The 16402-nt window shown below is 72.2% G+C and carries 12 protein-coding genes; 4 read left to right on the top strand and 8 right to left on the bottom strand.

Features of this window, described 5'->3' with window-relative positions; translation table 11 throughout:
- The first annotated feature begins 18 nt into the window (after positions 1–18).
- Entirely contained in the window at positions 19–939 is a 921-nt protein-coding gene (locus tag OIE67_RS01765) for a dihydrodipicolinate synthase family protein (protein ID WP_326635983.1), read from the top strand.
- 67 nt (positions 940–1006) lie between these two features.
- Here the strand turns inward: OIE67_RS01765 and OIE67_RS01770 are convergent, their stop codons facing one another.
- The 5 genes from OIE67_RS01770 to OIE67_RS01790 all read right to left on the bottom strand — a co-directional run bounded on the left by OIE67_RS01770 (position 1007) and on the right by OIE67_RS01790 (position 6049).
- On the bottom strand, positions 1007–2659 hold the full coding sequence (locus OIE67_RS01770; RefSeq protein ID WP_326635985.1) for a catalase: 1653 nt from the start codon (positions 2657–2659) through the stop codon (positions 1007–1009).
- Positions 2660–2732: 73 nt separating this feature from the next.
- Positions 2733–3107 carry a BlaI/MecI/CopY family transcriptional regulator gene (locus OIE67_RS01775; RefSeq protein ID WP_326635987.1) on the bottom strand — a complete coding sequence of 125 codons (375 nt, stop codon included), beginning with the start codon at positions 3105–3107 and terminating at the stop codon, positions 2733–2735.
- Between the two features lie 64 nt (positions 3108–3171).
- Positions 3172–4128, bottom strand: a complete 957-nt coding sequence (locus OIE67_RS01780) for a sugar kinase (protein ID WP_326635989.1) — start codon at positions 4126–4128, stop codon at positions 3172–3174.
- Positions 4125–4880: an IclR family transcriptional regulator gene (locus OIE67_RS01785; RefSeq protein WP_326635991.1), complete on the bottom strand. Its 756-nt coding sequence runs from the start codon at positions 4878–4880 to the stop codon at positions 4125–4127. Before OIE67_RS01785 ends, OIE67_RS01780 begins: the two co-directional genes overlap by 4 nt.
- A 68-nt stretch (positions 4881–4948) precedes the next feature.
- Positions 4949–6049 (bottom strand): winged helix DNA-binding domain-containing protein, encoded by a 1101-nt coding sequence (locus OIE67_RS01790; protein ID WP_326635993.1) that lies wholly within the window; start codon positions 6047–6049, stop codon positions 4949–4951.
- A gap of 306 nt (positions 6050–6355) precedes the next feature.
- Here OIE67_RS01790 and OIE67_RS01795 point away from each other — a divergent pair, with 306 nt between their 5' ends.
- The 3 genes from OIE67_RS01795 (at position 6356) to OIE67_RS01805 (ending at position 10489) form a co-directional block, all read left to right on the top strand.
- Positions 6356–7357, top strand: coding sequence for a hydroxyacid dehydrogenase (locus tag OIE67_RS01795; RefSeq protein WP_326635995.1), 1002 nt, complete (start codon positions 6356–6358; stop codon positions 7355–7357).
- A gap of 73 nt (positions 7358–7430) precedes the next feature.
- Positions 7431–9410, top strand: a complete 1980-nt coding sequence (locus OIE67_RS01800) for a serine/threonine-protein kinase (RefSeq protein ID WP_326635997.1) — start codon at positions 7431–7433, stop codon at positions 9408–9410.
- A gap of 92 nt (positions 9411–9502) precedes the next feature.
- Positions 9503–10489: a DUF418 domain-containing protein gene (locus OIE67_RS01805; protein WP_326635998.1), complete on the top strand. Its 987-nt coding sequence runs from the start codon at positions 9503–9505 to the stop codon at positions 10487–10489.
- Positions 10490–10510: 21 nt separating this feature from the next.
- On the opposite strand, the gene OIE67_RS01810 is transcribed toward OIE67_RS01805, so the two are convergent.
- The 3 genes from OIE67_RS01810 to OIE67_RS01820 form a co-directional block, all read right to left on the bottom strand.
- Positions 10511–11740, bottom strand: a complete 1230-nt coding sequence (locus OIE67_RS01810) for an IS701 family transposase (protein ID WP_326645176.1) — start codon at positions 11738–11740, stop codon at positions 10511–10513.
- Between the two features lie 208 nt (positions 11741–11948).
- A complete protein-coding gene (locus tag OIE67_RS01815; protein WP_326636000.1) occupies positions 11949–15719 on the bottom strand; it encodes a protein kinase domain-containing protein in 3771 nt (1256 codons plus the stop codon).
- Between the two features lie 106 nt (positions 15720–15825).
- A complete protein-coding gene (locus tag OIE67_RS01820) occupies positions 15826–16392 on the bottom strand; it encodes a GNAT family N-acetyltransferase (RefSeq protein ID WP_326636002.1) in 567 nt (188 codons plus the stop codon).
- Between the last annotated feature and the right edge of the window lie 10 nt (positions 16393–16402).

Genomic DNA, 16402 nt, shown 5'->3' on the forward strand with positions numbered 1-16402 from the left:
TTTCCTCGGAGGTTTCTGATGATGATCACCGACGCCGCCCTGACCGGAGTGATCCCCCCGGTCTGCACCCCGATGACCCCCGACTACGAGGTGGACGTCGCCTCGATGGTCCGGCTGGTCGATCATCTGGTCGGGGGCGGGGTGGACGCGCTGTTCGTGCTGGGGTCGTCGTCGGAGGTGGCGTACCTGACGGACGCGCAGCGGCGCACGGTGCTGGACACCGTGGTCGGGCACGTCGCCGGGCAGGTGCCGGTGCTGGCCGGGGTGATCGACATGACCACGCCGCGGGTGCTGGAGCACGCCCGGGTCGCGATCGAGGCAGGGGCGGCCGGGCTGGTGGCGACCGCGCCGTTCTACACACGGACGCATCCCGACGAGATCCGCACCCACTTCAGGACCCTCGCCGCGCGGACCGGGCTGCCGGTCTACGCCTACGACCTGCCGGTGTCCGTGCACACCAAGCTGAGCGCGGACCTGCTGCTCGAACTGGCCGCGGAAGGCGTACTGGCCGGGGTGAAGGACTCCAGCGGCGACGATGGCGGCCTGCGCGCGGTCATCCTGGGCCGCCGGCCGCCCTTCAGCGTCCTCACCGGGTCCGAGGTGACCGTCGACTCCGCGCTGTGGATGGGCGCCGACGGCGTCGTGCCCGGACTCGGGAACGTGGATCCGCACGGCTACGTCGAGCTCTACCGCTGCGCCTCGCGCGGCGACTGGCAGGCGGCCAGGGCGGAGCAGGAGCGCCTGGCCCGGCTGTTCGGCATCGTGCACGTCGGCGGCGCGCGCATGGGCGGCAGCTCGTCGGGGCTGGGCGCGTTCAAGGCCGCGCTGCACCTGCGCGGCGTCATCGACTGCCCGGTGACCGCGCTGCCGCAGATCCCGCTGAACGAGGACGAGATCGGCCGGATCGGCAAGCTGCTGGCCGGCGCCGGCCTGCTCTGACGGCCTGTTCTCAGGGGTTCACGTCCCGCCTCCCCGGAGGGAGAGGCGGACGTGAAGGGACGGCGGGTCAGGCGTGCGTGGCCCGCTCGTTCGGCACGCAGTGCGTCATCTTCAGGCCCTCGACGTCACGAGGGCCGTTCCTGCCCAGCTTGGCCAGGCGGTCGCGGTCCTCGTCGGTGAGATCCTGGCTCTGCAGCGGCTCCAGGCCGGCGACGTCGTCGGGCGTGATGCCCAGACCCTCGCCCACCCGCAGCCCCAGGTCGTCCTCGACCAGCAGGAAGTGCCAGACCATGCGCTCCTGGATGGCCCGGTCGCACTGCTTGAGCGCCGTGACGAAGTTGAGCACCAGATCGTCGCGCTCCCACTCCTCCATCAGCAGGTAGCGCTGACCGGCCTGCTTGTAGTCGTTGGTCCGCGGGATCCGCTTGCGCGTGAGCCGCCCGCTGACCTGCGGGCCGACCTCGTCCGGATGCGGATAGTGGGCCTCGCGCAGGCCGTCGCGCAGCGAGGGCTCGTAGTTGATGTGCGGGCTCTCGCCGCCCGAGTCGACGAAGTACGTCATCTGGCCGTCGCGCTGGTTGGTCCGGCAGGTCGCCTTCGTCTGGTTGACCGGGAGCTGCAGATAGTTCGGGCCGACCCGGTGGCGCTGCGTGTCGCTGTAGGAGAACGTCCGCCCGACCAGCATCTTGTCGTCGGAGAAGTCGAGCCCGTCCACGAGCACGCCGGTGCCGAACGACGCCTGCTCGTTCTCGGCGAACTGGTTCTCCACGTTGCGGTCCAGCACCAGCCGCCCGACCGGCAGCGCGGGGAAGTCGTTCTCCGGCCAGGTCTTGGTGTCGTCGAGCGGGTCGAAGTCCAGCTCGGGGTGCTCGTCGTCGCTCATGACCTGCACCAGCAGCTCCCACTCGGGGAAGTCGCCGCGCTCGATCGCCTCGTACAGGTCCTTCGTGGCGTGCCCCAGGTCCTCCGCCTGCACGGCGGCGGCGTCGGCCGCGGTCATGCTGCGCACGCCCTGCTTGGGCATCCAGTGGTACTTCACCAGATGCGTCTCGCCCTGCGCGTTGACCCACCGGTAGGTGTTCACGCCGAAGCCCTGCATGTGCCGGTAATCGGCGGGGATGCCGCGCGGGCTGAACAGGTTGACCAGCATGTGCATGCACTCGGGCGTCTGCGACATGAAGTCGAAGATCCGGTTCGGATCCTGCCTGAAGGTGACGGGGTCGGGCTTGAGCGAGTGGATGACGTCGGGGAACTTGATGGCGTCCCTGATGAAGAAGACCGCCAGGTTGTTGCCCACGAGGTCCCAGTTGCCGTCCTCGGTGTAGAACTTGATCGCGAAGCCGCGCGGGTCGCGGGCCGTCTCGGCCGAGTCGCGCCCGCCGATCACGGTGGAGAAGCGCAGGGCGACGTCGGTGCGCTTGCCCGCCTCCTGGAACAGCTTGGCGCGCGTGTAGCGGGCGATCGGCTCGTCGCCGAGCTTGCCGTACGCCTCGAAGTAGCCGTAGCTGAGCGCGCCCCTCGCGTGCACCACGCGCTCGGGGATGCGTTCCCGGTCGAAGTGGCTGATCTTCTCCAGAAACTGGTAGTTCTCCAGCGTCGCCGGCCCGCGCGGGCCGATCGTGCGCTGGTTCTGGTTGTCGTAGACCGGGTGCCCCTGCCTGTTGGTGAGCACCTCACGCTGGTCGTCGGGCCGCGAGCCCTGGCCAGAGACGTCTGTCATCGCATTTCCCTTCCCCCGGACGAGGTTTTCCCCGCCTGCCCTCAAGGCCGGAACGGAAACGGGCAAAGATCCGCTAACCGCGGCGGCTGCCCGGCGGGACGACCTGGAGGGCGGCCTCCAGCGCGGTGGCCTCCTCAGGGGTGAGGCGTTCGAGGAAGTGGACCAGGGTGGCGGCCTGGTTGCCGCTGCCGGCCAGCGCGTGGCGCATCAGCTCTGCGGTGTAGGCCTCCTTGGTGGCGATCGGCTCGTAGACGTAGGCCCGGCCGACCGGCTCGCGCTTGAGCAGGCCCTTGGTGTGGAGCTTGTCCATCACGGTCATGACCGTGGTGTAGGCGATCTCGCGCTCCGTACGGAGGTCTTCGAGCACGTCACGGACGGAGGCGGGCCTGCGGTAGGACCACATCCTGTCCATGATCGTGGACTCGAGCTCTCCCAGAGACCGCTTCATGCCCACATGCTACGGGTTGCAGCCGGCCACAACCGGTTACAACCGGACCGCGGGGTCACGGTGGTCAGCGGTTGACGCCGTCGGCGGGGCGGCGCAGGAGGTCGAGGTCGGCGCGGCGCGGCAGGCTCTCCCAGTCGCCCTGTGAGGTGACCGCGAACGCCCCCGCCGCGCACGCCGTGCTGAGCCGCCGCTCCGGCTCGGCCCCGGCCAGCCAGTCCGCCAGCCAGCCGGCCGCGAAGGCGTCGCCGGCCCCGACGGAGTCGACCTCGCTCACCCGGTACGGCTCCGCCCGCCGCACGACGCCGCCGGACAGCTCCATCGCCCCCTCGGCGCCGAACTTGATCAGCACGTGCCGCGGTCCCATCCCCACCAGCGCCTTGGCCAGCTCTTCCGCCCCTTCGACATCGGCGATGAGCCGGCCCTCCGCCTCGGTGGCGAACAGCACGTCCACGCTCCCGGCCGTCTCGCGCAGCCAGGCCCCGGCCTCCTCGGGCGTCCACAGCGCCTTGCGGTAGTTGACGTCGAGCGAGACCAGCACGCCCGCGGCCCGAGCCACGGCGATCGCGTGACGTACCGCCTCACGCGCGGACTCCGAGAGCGCGGGCGTGATGGCCGAGACGTGCAGCACCCGGGCGGACCTGATCAGGTCGTCGTCGAGGTCGGCGGCGCACAGCCGCGAGCCGGCGCTGCCCTTGCGGTAGTAACGCACGTCGATGAGGTCGGCCGTGCGCCTGCCCTTGATCATCAGCCCGGTGGGCGCGGCCGGGTCGGGGATGGCGCGCACGTCCACGCCCTCGCCGGCCAGCGTGGCTCTGATGAGGTCGCCGAACTCGTCGGCACCCACCCGGCCGACCCACGCCGCGCCGTGCCCGAGGCGGGCCACGCCGATCGCGACGTTGGACTCTGCGCCGCCCAGCCCCAGGTCGAAGTCACGGGCGAAGCGCAGCGGCCCCGTGCGCCTGGCGGCGAACAACGCCATGGTCTCGCCGAAGGTCACCAGCTCGGTCGTCGGCCTCGTCATCGCTTCTGGCTACCCAGCTTTCTGGAGATCCGCGCCGCCGCCCCGGCCACCAGCGGCCCCAGCTCGCGCACCCGCGCGGCGGTGATCCGCGAGGTGAGGCCGGAGACGGAGATGGCCGCGGTCACGGCGTCGTCGTGGTTGAAGATCGGCGCGGCCACGCAGCGCACCTCGGCTTCGTTCTCGCGGTCGTCGACCGCGTAACCGCGCCGCCTGATGTGCGCCAGGTCCGCGCGCAGCCGCTCGGCGTCGGTGATCGTGTGCTTGGTCCGCGGTTCGAGGGTCAGTCCGGCCACGGTCTGATCGGGCAGCCAGGCCAGCACGGCCTTGCCGACCGCGGTGCAGTGGAGGGCGCCCCGGCTGCCGATGCGCGAGGCCATCCGGACGTTGGCCGCGTTCTCCACCTTGTCGATGTAGACGACGTGCGGCGGGTCGTGGACGACCAGGTGGACGGTCTCGCGCACCTCGCTCATCAGCCGGTGCGACTCCTCGGCCGCGACGGAGCGCAGGTCGAGCGTGGCCAGGTAGGACTGGCCGAGGCTGAGCGTGCCGTGGCCCAGCCGGTAGGCGCCCGTCTCGCGGTCGCGTTCGAGGAGCCTGGCCTCGATGAGCGGCGCGGACAGGCGCAGCACCGTGCTCTTGGACAGGCCCACGGCCTCGGACAGCTGCGTGAGCGAGACGCCCGGATGCTCGCGCACGTGTTCCAGCACGGCCAGGGCGCGTCTGAGGGAGGCGGACTGGTTACGTTCTGGCACGCGCCCCAACATACCGGCCGATGCTCATCTGCAACACGTCGTTGTGCACTGCACAACAGGGCAACAGATCAGGGTCGGGAGGGGCCGTCCGAGACCGTGACCTCGTGCGTGTCGTCCGGGGCCAGGAACGCGAGCAGCCGCCGGCCCTCCTCCTCGACCGCGTCCAGGTCCTTGACCGGCTCCCACAGGTGCAGGCCGAGGGTGGAGGCGCCCTTCGCCCGGGTGATCGTCCAGTCCCCGGCCGTGACGCCGTCCACCAGGATGACCCTGGGCATCACGTTGGTGCCCATGAAGCCCTGGAACGCGGCCTGGCCGGTCTCGGTGATGACCCGCGAGCGGTCGGCGTGGGAGAGGAACAGGTTGTCGAAGTCGTACATGAGGCGGGGCGGGGCGGGCACGTCCGGGTCGGGGCGTACGGTGTCCGGGAGGTCGTACAGGGTCCTGCCGCTCTCGTCCCTGAACCTGAGCAGGTCGAGCGGCTCGACCACCTCGGCCAGCCGGGTCAGCCCCGACCACGTCTGCACGTCCTGCACCGACGCGGGCCCGAACGCGGCCAGATAGCGCCGCACCAGCTCGGCCGGCGTCATGGGGGCCTGTTCGAAGCCCAGCCACGACTCCGCGCTCGTGTGGGCGACCGGCCCGCTCCTGCCCCACAGGCCGCGCGGCGGCACCTGGACGAGCGGCACCAGCCAGCGCACCCCCTGGCCCAGGGCGTGCGGGTCGTGGTCGGGCCAGCGCTCGTTCAGCGCCCGGCCCAGCTCGGCGAAGGTCATCGGCCGCTCCTCCAGCAGCGCCCGCCCCACCGCCTCCAGCTCGTCGAGATCCACCCCGGCCAGCCGCTTGCCGAACGTCGTGCGCGTCCCGCGTTCGGTGACCTGCTGCAGCAGCGGCCGCATGGAGAGGCAGTCGCGGGCCGAGACCAGGTGGATGGTGGAGCGCTGCAGCGCGATGCGCACCAGAGCGCGCGAGGCCAGCAGGTCGGCCGCGTCGGCGGCCGCGAAGCCCTCGATGCGGGTCCACAGGCCGGTGTACCAGGTGTGCGGGGTCTGCGCCTGGAGCCCGCCCAGGCGCTCCACGACCTCCATCACGGGCCGGCCGGTGCGCCGTAGCAGGAGCTGTCGTTCCAGGGTGGCCCGGTTGAGCGCCCGGCGACTGATGAGGGGATCCATGACACCAAGGTAGGGGCTATTGCGGCCGGTCCCGGGCCGCAATAGCCCCAACGGCGCCGGCGGATGCCGACGTGTGGCCTCTACCGCCTGATGGTACGCGCGTTATGGAGATTTCGCCCTTCCGCTCTTGCCGCTTCACGGGGAGCGAGGTCTTCCGGTGCACGAGGGCGTTCGTCCACGTTGGACGCTATGAGCGGGCTCCGCCGCGAGCACCAGGGAACGCCCTGGGGATGACGGGTGCACGCGAGCCGCCGGGATCGCCTTGGTTATGATCGTTTTGATCTGATGTGAGTTCGGGGGAGCGAAATGACCGAATACCGGCCCAAGACCCTGCTCGCCATGAGCCCGCAGATCGCCGGACGGCTCGTCACCGGCCCGGTACGCGACCGCCTGACCGCCGTCGCCGACGTGGACCCCGACCTGGTGGCCGCAGACTTCGCCGACCCCGCCGTGGCGGCCGCGCTGGCCGCGGCCGAGGTGCTCTACACCAGCTGGTACTGCCCGCCCGTCACCGCCGAGGTGCTGGCCGCCGCGCCCCGGCTCAAGGCGATCGTGCACGCGGCCGGTTCCGTCAAGCACCACGTCACCCGGGCCTGCTGGGAGCGCGGCCTGCTCGTCTCCTCCGCGGCGGCGGCCAACGCCGAGCCCGTCGCCGAGTACACGCTGGCCTCCATCCTCTTCGCGAACAAACGGGTGCTGGAGCTGGCCGCGCTCTACCGGGACAGGCGCGCACCCCTCGACGTGTACGGGCTGTCCAGCGGCATCGGCAACTACCGGCGCACGATCGGGATCATCGGCGCGTCCAGGATCGGGCGGCGGGTGATCGAGCTGCTCCGGCCGTTCGACCTGGACGTGCTGGTCGCGGACCCGTACCTGACCGAGGACCTGGGCGTCCCGCACGTCGGGCTGGACGAGCTGTTCGAGCGGTGCGACGTGATCAGCGTGCACGCGCCCGCGCTGCCCGAGACCGAGCACCTCGTCGACGCAGCCAGGCTGGCCCGCATGCGCGACGGAGCCACGCTGATCAACACGGCGCGCGGCGCGCTCGTGGACACCGGCGCGCTCACCGCCGAGCTGACCTCCGGCCGGCTGTACGCCGTGATCGACGTCACGGAGCCGGACCCGCTGCCGCCTGACTCGCCCCTCTACGACCTGCCCAACGTCCTGCTCACCCCGCACATCGCCGGCTCGCTCGGCGGCGAGCTGGCCCGCATCGCCGACCTGGCCGTGGACGAGCTGGTCAGGTACGCCAAGGGGCTGCCCTTCGAGCACGGCGTGGCCGCCGCGGAACTCGCCACCAGCGCTTGACCGCCCTCTGACAGCAGCGCCGGCCGGCCGCCCCCGATGGCGGGGGCGACGGCGCGGCCCTACGCTGCTGCGCATGCACAAGCGCGTGATCGACGGCCGCTTCGAGCTCGTGGAGCGGCTCGGCGGCGGGGGCATGGGCCTGGTGTGGCGGGCATGGGACGTGGCCCTGCACCGCGAGGTCGCGCTCAAAGAGGTACGCCCGCCCGACCCGTCGATGGACGAGCAGGACCCGGACGGCGCCCGCGACCTGCGTGCCCGCGTGCTGCGCGAGGCCCGCGCGCTGGCCCGGCTCAACCACCCGCACGTGGCCACCATCCACCACATCGTCGACCCGGGCGAGCAGGGTTACCCGTGGATCGTCATGGAGCTGGTCCTCGGCGGCTCGCTGCAGGACCGGATCCAGCACGGTCCCATGCCGCCCGAGCAGGTCGCCAAACTGGGCCGGGAGGTCCTGTCCGCGCTGCGGGCGGCCCATGCCGTCGGCATCCAGCATCGCGACGTCAAACCGGCCAACGTGCTGCTGCGCGAGGACGGGCGCTCGGTGCTGACCGACTTCGGCATCGCCGCCGTACGGGAGTCCACCAGCCTGACGGCCACGGGGTCGTTCATCGGCTCGCCCGAGTACATGGCGCCCGAACGCATCAACGGTGTGGAAGGCGACCCGGCCTCTGACCTGTGGTCGCTCGGGATGATGCTGTACGTGGCGGTGGAGGGACGGCATCCGCTGCGCAGGGCCACCACCCTGGCGACGCTCGCGGCGGTGCTCAACGCCGACGTGCCGCCCGCCGAGCGCGCGGGGCCGCTCGGGCCCGTGCTCGCGGCCCTGCTCACCCGGGACACGGCGGCCAGACCGGACGCCGAGACCCTGGACCGGATGCTGGCCGCGGCCGAATCAGGCCGCACACCCCCGCCTCTCCACCCCTACACCCCTCATCCACCCACCCCACAAACTTCCGTCCCGCAGCCGTCAGGGCCTCAGTCGTCAGGCCCGCAGGCTTTCACCCCCCAAGCGCCGGGCCCGCAGCCGTCCGCTCCCTACAGCTCCGGCCCTCACAGCGCAGGTCCTCACGGCGTCGGCTCTCAGGGCTCCGGCCCTCATGGCGCCGGCCACCACGGCGCCGGTCCCCATGGGGCCGGTGCCCAGGCCGGTGGTCCCGGGTGGGGCGCGGCGGCGTTCCCGCCCGGCGGGCCGATGCCACCTGGATCAGGGCCGTCCGGGGCGGGGCCGGGCGCGTACGCGGGGAACACCGTGCCGCCTCAGGCCGGGCACACCGTGCCGCCCGGTCACGGGGGCCCGTGGGGCAAGGCGCCGGTCTCGCACCACGACACCATGAACCGGCGCCGGCCCCGGCGCGGCGGGACGATGCTGGTCGCGGTGATCGTCGCGGTGGTCGTCGTGGCGGGCGTGGTGGGATGGCGCTTACTCCCCGCCATCGGCGACCTCGGCGGCGGCCGTCCGCAGACCGACCGGCTGGTGGCGTCGGACGCCCCGGACACCGGCAGGACCCCGCGCGTCCCCGCCACGGACGACACGACCGGCGATCGTACGGGCGACACGACGGACGACCGAACGGAAGACCAGACGGACGACCCCACCGAGCAGGCCGTCGAGGAGAACCTGCTGACCCCCGCCGGCATGCGAGGCATGATCGCCAAGCTCAAGCCGGCCATCGGCGGCACCAAGGTCGTCAGGATGGTCGTGTACCCGACGTACGCCTCCGTCGACGCCCCGCTCAAACGCGATCCCGACCTCTACGACAGCTACGACTACCGCGACGGCGCCGTCTCGGAGTCCAGGAAGGGCAGCCAGGTGCGCACCGGCACGGCGGACCTGGCCAAGTACAACTGGAACGCCCTCCCCAACCTGATCAAACGGGCGAAGAAGGACCTCGGCGCCTCCAACCCCACGACGGTCTACGTCATCGTGGACCCGAACTACGTGTTCACCGCCACGAAGGAGGTGCTGCTCGTCTACGCCTCCGACGACTACGGCCGCGGCGGCTACCTGGTGGCCAACCCCCAGGGCAAGGTGCTCAGGCTCGTCGGCGACTAGTGGGGTGATCACCAACCGGCCGAAAGTAGGGTTGTGGACGGCACTTTCGACCGATGCCGCGGCTAGGGCACGGCCCCGCACACTTGGGCCTCATGTCAGAGAGAAGACGGCGCATCGACGCGCTCGATGTGATCCGCGGATTCGCGCTCTGCGGGATCCTGCTGGCCAATGTCGGGCCGATCTCCAACATCAGCGGCAGGATCGTGCCGCCCGGCCCGAGCGACGGTACGAGCGGCTGGACGGGTTACCTCGTCGATCATCGTTTCTTCCCCATCTTCGCCGTGCTGTTCGGTGTGGGGTTCGCGCTGCTGCTGGAGTCGGCGGAGGGCCGTACGGCGAGTCCGCGGCTGCTCCTGGTGCGCAGGCTGCTCGTGCTGCTCGTGATCGGCCTCCTGCACATGTTCCTGATCTGGCCGGGTGACGTGCTCGCCATCTACGCGGCCTCCGGGCTGCTGGTCCTGCTGCCGTCGACCTGGCTGCCGCGGTGGGCGGTCGCGGTCCTCGCCGCCGTGGTCCTCGTGGCATCCCTGTTCGTCACCGACGGCTACCTGCTCGCCCCCGGACTGGTGCTGGCGGGCGCCGCCCTGGTCAGATACGGCGTGATCGACCGGATCGAGCGGTCCGCGAAGGGGCCGGCCATGACGGGGGTCCTGCTCGCGGCGGCCGCGGTGCCGACGCTGGCGCTGCAGGTCGTCTTCCAGCTGAACGATCCCGTCGGCCGGACCGCCGGCGTTGTGACGGCGGTCGCCGGCATGGTGATCGGCGGGGTGTACGTGTGCGTACTGCTGCTCCTGCTCAGGACGCCGCTGCGGGCGGCGCTGCACGCGCTCTTCGCGCCGCTGGGGAGGATGGCGCTGACGAACTACCTCACCGCTTCGATGCTGGTGCTGGCGGTGGCGCACCTGCACGGTCGCCCGCAGGACTGGACCGGGCCCGTGCAACTGGCCCTCGTGATCGGGGTTCTCGCCGCGCAGTGGCTGTTCTCCACGCTCTGGCTGCGCCGTTACCGGTTCGGTCCGCTGGAGTGGCTGTGGCGCTGGGCCACGTGGGGCCGCCGTCCGGCCCTCCAGCACGCCTAGTACTCCAGTGACACTTCGCGATCATGGTTTGGATCTGCGCTGGTAGTGGCAGCGTCGGGCGATGGCTTGGTGCCGGCGGCGCCAGTCTGACCAGCGCAGAACATCGGTGGTTGATCGGTGCCGGGTCAGCAGCAGGGTGGCCAGTAGCCGGCGGATCTCGGGCAGTGTCAGCGGGATGCGGTCCTCTGTGGTGTCGGACGGCTGGACGGCGGCGATGGCCGCGAGTAGGGCCAGGGCGAGCATGGCCAGGGTGACGTGCCGATGCCAGGCCGTCCAGCCGCGCACCTGATAGTGATCCAGCCCGACCTGACCCTTGGCGGCTTGGAAAGACTCCTCAACCGCCCACCGAATCCCAGCGATCTTGACCAAGGCCATCAGCGGCTGCCGGGCAGGGGCGTAGCAGCGGTAGAACGCCAGCTCACCGGTGGTCAGGTTGCGCCTGATCAGCAGCCACCGATACCCCTGGGCCTCGCCTTCATCGATACGGGCCCACGCCCAGGCATACCAGCGCGGGCCCTTGGCTCCTTGACCGGCGCGGTAGCGGTGCCAGTGCCGATCGGCCACCCTGGCGGCGACCTCGGCCGCGCTCACCTGGACGCCCTCGAGTTCGATGCGCCGGTTGCCCGCGATCGCCAGTACGTATCCCATCCGGCGTTCCTCCAAGGCGGCGCGCAGGCGCGGGTCTTGGCCGTAGACCTCATCGCCGGTCAACCAGTGTGCGGGCACGCCGGCCTCCAGGGCGGCCAGCATCATCGCGGTGGCCAGGGCGGGCTTGGTGGCGAAGGCGATCTCGTCCGGGACGCCGGCCGCGCGGCACCGATCAGGATCGGCCATCCAGGTGTGCTCGGGCAGGTAGAGCCGCCGGTCCAGCAGTGCCCGCCCGGCCGGGGTGGCGTAGGCCAGGAACACGCCGATCTGGCAGTTCTCGATCCGGCCCGCGGTGCCGCTGTATTGCCGCTGCACCCCGGCCGAACCGGCGCCCTTCTTGAGGAACCCGGTCTCATCCGCGATCAGCACGCCGCCGGGGCCGAGCCGGTCGACGACGAAATCCCGGACGTCATCGCGCACCTTGTCGGCGTCCCAGCGGGCGGTGCGCAGCAGCCGCTGCAGCACCTGCGGGCCACCCAGCCCGGCGTGTTCGGCCAGGTTCCAGCAGTTCTTGCGGTCGAGGTCAGCCAGCAGCCCACGCACGTACGCGGTCACGGCGCGACGTGGCTCCACGCGGCCGAACCGGCCGGCGATCCGGGCCATCAGCTCGTTGAAGGTGACCATCCAGCCGTCAGGGTCTACGCTGTGGCTCGCGGCCACCGCATGATCTTTGGTTGTCTTCACAAACTCCGAATGATCTCGCGGTGGCCGTCGCTATGTGACCTCGCACTCCTCAAGATCGCGAAGTGTCACTGGAGTACTAGCCGGGCCGGGTGATCTTGCTGCCCGGGGTGGCCGGTGCGGCCCGTCGTCAGCAGACGTCCTGGTAGCCGGTCTCGGGGATCAGCCGGGCCCATTCCTGCCGGCTCAGCGCCCCGCCCGCCCGGGTGCAGACCTCGCTCGCCGTCAGGGCGGGATCGACCGCGATCTCGTGTACGGTCCCGTCCAGCGCCACGCCGCGCAGCCGCCTGCCGTCCTGGCTGAAGGCCAGGCCCGCCGCCCACGAGCCCACCTGGCCGACCTCACGCAGCGTCTTCGTGTCCCAGAGCGAGGTGCGGGAGCCGTCGATGGCCAGCAGGTCGCCCTTCGGGGAGAACCGCAGCTCGTCCACCGGGGTGGTGCCGGCCTCGATCGTGCCGAGCGGCCGGCGCTCGCGTACGTCCCACAGCAGCACGCTGCCGCCCTCCAGCCCGAACGCCAGCCTGTCGCCACCCGGTGAGAAGGACAGCGCGGTCGCGGCGGCGCCCCCACCGGCCTCGGCGGCCAGGCTGAGCGGAGTGAGCCGGCCGGTGGGCAGGTCGAGCAGGCTGTCGCCGGCGGCCAGCGTCCTGCCGTCGGGGCTGAAGGCCAGGGCCAGGTCACCCGCGCTCTCGTACGTCTTGATCCGACGGCCCGTCCGCACGTCCCACGTCTCCAGGATGCTGCCGCGAGCGGTGGCCAGCGTGCCGCCGTCGGGGGAGAGCGCCACGGCCGGTACGTCGCCACCCGCGTTGATCGTGGCCACCTGCCTGCCCCCGGTCACCTCCCACACGGTCACCGGGTCCCCGGCGACGGCCAGCAGCCGGCCGCTCGCGTCGAAGGCCAGGTCGCCGGCGGCGGCGATCCGGCCCAGCGTCCTGCGCGCCTCGGCGTCGGTGAGCTCGATCGTGTCCCCGACCTCCTTGGCGGCGACGCGGCCGTTGCCGGAGAAGGCGGCGACGTGACCGTCCTGGGCGGGCATCGGCAGACCGGAGACGTCGAGCGAGACGACCGAGCCGGTGCCGCTGAGGTAGCGCAGCGTCCGGCCGTCCCGGGAGAACGCCAGGCCGTGGCTGGGGTCTTTGAGGGGGTACGCGCCCGCCAGGCGGCGTTCGGCCACGTTCCAGACGCGTACCTCGCCGTCGCCGGGGAGGGCGAGCAGGCGGCCGTCGGGGCTGAACACGAGAGGCCCGGCCAGAGCGCCAGCAGGCGTCTCCAGCCCGTCCACGATCTCGACCCCCCAGCCCCGCTCCTTCGCCGGCCCTTCATCGGGATCACGCTCCCGCGCCCCCACCTCGGCATCGGGCTCAGGCGACGCCGCCGAAGCTCCGCCGTCGGGCTCCTGCGCGGCTGCTCCGGCATCGAGCCCAGGGACAGCCGTTCGCGCTCCGGCATCCACCTTGGGCACAGCCGACTCGGCCCCGGCGTCGCGCTTGGGCACGGGCGATGGCGTGACGGCCTTGAGCGCGGACGGTGGCGGCGGCGCCGGAAGCGCGCGCAACCCAGGCCCGGGAACCGCACCCTGCGCCGCCGAACCCTCGGAGGGCGCAGCCTGCGCCCCCACGGGGCCGGCGGGCGGGGCCGCGAGGGCACCAGGACGTGCGGCCTGCCCTGCAAGGGGGCCGGTGGGCAGGGCCGCGAGAGGGGCCGCGAGAGGGGCGGAGGGTGCCGTCTGGGCCGCCGAGTCGCCGGTGGGTGGGGCCGCGAGGGTGCTGGGCCATCCGGCTTCGCCTCCCAGAGCGCCGGTGGGGGAGGGGGTTCGGGCCTTGAGGGGCTGGGCGGGGGCCGAACGAGCGGTACGGGTCCGTTCGTCCTCCACGAGCGTGACCCCGTCGCGTCCCGCCACCGCCAGCGTCCCCCCGTCAGGACTGAAGGCGAGGGCCGGCGCCCCGGCGTCGACACCGGTGAGCGGCTCGACGGCGACGACCCCCGTCCTGACCCGCCGGGGCACCAGGTCCCACAACTCCACCCGCCCCGTCAGCCCCGACACGGCAGCCCTGGAACCGTCGGGGGACAAAGCCACTTTCTTGTCGCTCACGTCGAACAGCACCCGGCCGCCCCGGTAGACGACCGTCCTGCCGGCCCGGCTGATCGCGTACACGGCATCGCCCGCCGGCGCCTGCCCCGTCGTCACGTCGATGGGCCGCCCGTCGGCCCCCTCCGCGTGGCGGCCGTCGTCGCTCAGCGCGGTGCTTCCGGCCGGCAGCTCGTACGTGGCCGTCCGCCGCCCGCCGGCCACGTCCCAGACGGTGACGGCGTCGGCGTCCCAGCGCACGAGCTCGTCCCCCCGCAGCAGGTAGCGCGCCCGCGCGTCGGCGCCCGGGTCGGTGAACACCCCCAGCTCCGGCTGCACGAGCGAGGCCTGCAGCGCGGCCCGCGCCTCGAACACCGGCGCCAGCCGCCACGCGGCCACGCTGAGCCGCATCGCGGTGCGCGGGTCGGAGTCGCGCATGGTCTCCGCCCTGGCCGCCACGGCCCTGGCGTCGGCCTCGATGAGGCGTCCGCGCAGGTCGTTCTGGCCGTGCACGGACACCACGCTCATCGTCACCGCGACGGCCAGCACGGCCGCGACCGTGGCCAGCGCGGGCACCATGAGCTTCCTGCGCTGCCTGGACAGGGTCACGCTGTCGTTGATGAAGTCGCGTTCGAGCTGGTTGAGCCGCAGGTGGCGGCGCTTGGTCGCGGCCCAGCCGAGCGCGGAGTCGAGCTCATGGCCGCGGAAGAGGTGGCTGCGGTCGCGGCGGTGCTCGGACCAGGTCCTGGCGGCCTCGCGGATGCGCCGGTGCGACGGCATGCCGTCGCGCTCGTCGGCGACCCAGCCGCGCAGCCGGGGCCAGGCCCGATAGAGGGCGGCGCTGGCGGCGGCCACCCGGTTGTCGCTGACGGCCACGAGCTTGCCCACGGACGTCTCGGCGGGCGGCACGCGGACGCTGCGCCGCACGAGCAGGCCGGCCTCCATGAGCGGGGTGAGCGCCTGGCCCTCGTCGTGCGGGTCGTCGCCGTCGAGCAGGCGCAGCAGCAGGCCGGGCACCTCCTCCTGCTGCCTCGGGGTGAGCGAGAGGTAGACCTCCTCGGCCACCTCGCCGAGCGAGCGCGTCGGGGCCCACGTCTCGGGCGGGCGCAGCCGGGCCTCGCTGTCGATCAGCAGCTCGGCCGCCGCCGGCCGGTCGGCGCGGTTCTTCGACAGCGCCCGCTCCACCAGCTCGCGCAGGGGGGCGGGCAGGCAGCTCAGGTCGGGGTCGACGGTCAGCAGCCGGTGCATGATCCCGCCGAGGCTCTCCCCCTGGAAGGGGTCGCGGCCGGTGGCCGCGAACAGCACCACCGCGCCCCACGCGAACACGTCGGCCGCCGCCCCGGCGGGCTGCCCGGTCAGGACCTCGGGGGCGAGGTACGTGCACGTGTCGCCGGTCGGGTCGCCCGCGGGCAGGCCCAGCTCGATCACCCGGGGCCCGTCGGCGGCCAGCAGCACGGCCTCCGGGTTGAGCCCGGAGTGCGTCAGCCCGGCCTCGTGCAGGGCCCGCAGCGCGGAGGCGAGCGCGGCGGCCAGCGCGACGAGCTCGTCACCGCAGTAGGGGCCGTGCAGCGCGACCGCCTCACGCAGGTCGGGCCCGCTGACGAACTGACTGACCACGTAGGGGACGCCTCCGTCGGACCCGACGGCCACCACCTCCGCCAGATGGCGGCAGGTCACCTTCTCGAACCGGTGCCCGATCTCGCCCCTCGGCACGGTGACCGCGAAGCGGCGGCCCTCGTCGTCGTAGGCGTCGTAGACGACACCGCGCTTGCCCGCGCCGAGCCTGGCCGCCGGCCAGAAGCCGCCGAGCCTCTCGGGATCACCGGGCACCAAGCGCATCGTCACTGATGCTTAGATGCACGACATCGCCCTTTGGTTGCCAGGAAAGACGCCACAGGTCCCCCGCGCGCCTCGGGGGACCCATGAGTCATGATCATTATGCCAGGCTTCCGGATCTTGACTGCCACTCGGGCCGGAGCACGGACATCAGCACGGCGTCGTGCCACTCGCCGTCCCAGAGCAGAGCGTCGCGCTCGACCCCCTCCTCGACGAAGCCGATCTTCTTGTAGACGTGGCGGGCGCGCTCGTTGAAGGTGTAGACGCCCAGGCTGATCCGGTGGATCGGCGTCGCGGTGAAGGCGTGGGCCAGCAGCAGCTCGATCGCCTCCGTGCCGTAGCCCTTGCCGAAGGCGCGCGGGCCGACCAGCGCGATGCGCAGGTTGCAAGACAGGTTGTGGGCGTCGAGCTCGTTGAGCACGATCTCGCCCACGACCTCGCCGTCCGCCATGATCGCCAGGTCGAGCCGGTCGGCGTGCTCGCCGCGCGTGGCGTACCAGGCCCGCAGCCGATCCACCTCGAACGTGCCGTGCGAGCCCGTCAGCCGGCCCACCTCGGGGTCGGAGACGAGCTCGACGAGGCCGTCGAGGTGTTCGAGGCCGATCGGGCACAGCGTCACGCGCTCGCCCTTCAGCGTGGGTTTCTCGGCGAACATGCTCTCTGGCATCCCCTTTGGC

This window comes from Nonomuraea fuscirosea (assembly GCF_035917475.1).
In the GTDB taxonomy this organism is placed as follows: Bacteria; Actinomycetota; Actinomycetes; order Streptosporangiales; family Streptosporangiaceae; genus Nonomuraea; species Nonomuraea fuscirosea.